Below are 2,199 nucleotides of genomic sequence, written 5' to 3'. Positions count from 1 at the left end.
TGACGGACTGACGCTCCAGCTGACTGTTGCGCCTGCTGGCAGATTAATTGTATAAGTCCCGCTGGTGCAGAAATTATCAGGGCCGGAGATTGCCAAAGTTCGAGTTACCGCAGCACAAGCATTAAGTCTGCCTCCTCCGAGTTCATTGCTTACTCCGTTAGTGTAATTATAACCGCCCACATCATCAGCAGAATTAGTCAAAATATCAAATACCTGTTGTTGGGTAAGATTAGGATTCATTGAAAGGACTAAAGCCGCTACTGCTGCAACCTGCGGGCACGATGCCGACGTGCCACCAAATCTGGCGGTATATGCGTTAAAGTTAACCCCTGCACCCGGTATTTGTTCCCCAACAAATGGAGGATTAACAAATTGGCAGTTGCCGATATTAGACGGCCAGGGATTATATCCAACATTGCCCGGAATGTCCATTGTCCAAACTTCAAATGTCTCACCGGCAATTTGATTTGGATAAGCCCTGTGTGATGGGGCAACAATATCGATTATCTGGTTATTTCCACTTGCAGGATTACTCGTTGGACTGTAATTTGCCTGAAGGTCATTCCTATCGGATGCGCCAACTGTCAGCACGCCTGCGATATTTACATTGCTTGGAAATCTAATTTCACCATTATCTCCTATAGCATGATCAGCGGAATTACTTGCAGAAAACGCAACCACACAACCTAAGCCCCCTCTTCCCTGAGTTGTTGCAGTCTGAATTGCCTCGACAATTACCGGGAATAAATTTGGATTTGTAGCACCCCGTCCAAACCCCCAGCTATTCGAAATAATATCCGCCCCATTTAGCCTGGCAAAATCTATGGCCGCTGCTAATCTGTCAACAGCAATTCCTGAACAATCCCCGTTAAAAATCCTGACTGGCATAATCCGGCAGTTAGGGGCAATCCCGGAAATACCCTCATTGTTATTTTGGCTTGCAGCAATTAATCCCGCAGAACTATTTCCATGATTGTTATTATTCTGAGGAGAAGGATCGTTAGGGTCGCCATTGCCAAAATTACTCCCGTTAAGCCGCACCTGCCTTGTATTAGGCAAATCAGGATGGTCCGGTGATACGCCTTCATCCAATACGGCAATAATGATTGCATTATTACCTGTAGTCATTGTCCATGCCTCGGGGGCATCAATATCTGCATCAGCCGCCCCAGAATGGCCATCATTGAAAACCTGCCCTGTATTATGCAAATTAAACTGGTTATTAAAAAACTGATCATTGGGTAGTACCTGGTGTTTCTCGATCTGAGCAATAAAATTCGGGTGCGAAAAAATGACCAAACCACTTTCCTGGTATTTATTTGCCACTTCTAACACGTCAATTCCTTTTCCAACCCTGGCTAACTGATATACCTCACTTGATTTTACAATGGTTACATCAAACTGCTTATTCAGTGTATTGATCTGTGCTTCAGATACCGACGGCTTAAATTTAAATACAAACTCATCCGTTAAACCTAATTCAAGCCCTTCAGAAGTTTTAAAGACAGGTTGTATGCTAAGGATATCTGTTTCGGCCAAAAGGCGTTCCCTGATCTTTTCTTTTGCCGCCCCGGTTCTGGCTTCGATAATCAGCACCTTATCATCCTGCCAGTTTAGTTCAGCATCTTTCTCAATACTATGTATTAAAGTTGCTGTATATCTCTGATCTTTAGCTACGGAATACTTTATAATTATTTTGTTTTCATGAGGAGAAATTGTAATCTTTTCATCAAAGGCATAATAGAATGCCGGTGTCTGGAAATAGCGAAATGCCATTAAACCAAAAATTACTGTTACAATCAGCATGAATAAAGTAATTATTCTTTTCATGATTATTAGGTTTAGATGATAAATATTTTTACTTGCTATTATTTACGGATACATAAAATTTTTATCTCACTTTTTACTGCCTTAGTAATTTCCGCATCATAAATGTCTCCTCTGCAAAGGGAATAGGTTTTCTCATTTTCCTTCATATTTCTGTAAGAGAGGTAAACCTTGTATTTCGATCTTACTGAATCAGGAAATAAGAATGAAAATTGGTAATATGCAAAATGAGAAGGTGGGAACTGGTAAAGTGAATCAGGGAGGTTATAGGTTACGAGGGTATCTTTAAAATCATTCGTTACAATTACAAAGCCTTTTCCATCAAAAGATTGCTTACCTGCGGTGCACTGGTCAAATCCAATAATATAACCT

At 41.1% G+C, this 2,199-nt stretch carries 2 protein-coding genes; both read right to left on the bottom strand.

Translation table 11 applies throughout. The features are described from left to right. Positions 1-1,830 (bottom strand): S8 family serine peptidase (locus P2W72_RS05510; RefSeq protein WP_276359909.1); only part of this gene is annotated, 1,830 nt, incomplete at its 3' end. A 38-nt stretch (positions 1,831-1,868) separates the two neighbouring features. Then, positions 1,869-2,199: hypothetical protein (locus P2W72_RS05505; protein WP_276359908.1), on the bottom strand; the 331-nt coding region annotated here is incomplete at its 5' end.

This window comes from Daejeonella sp. H1SJ63 (genome assembly GCF_029360775.1).
Lineage (GTDB): Bacteria > Bacteroidota > Bacteroidia > Sphingobacteriales > Sphingobacteriaceae > Daejeonella.
This window is presented reverse-complemented; position numbering and strand designations above follow the sequence as displayed.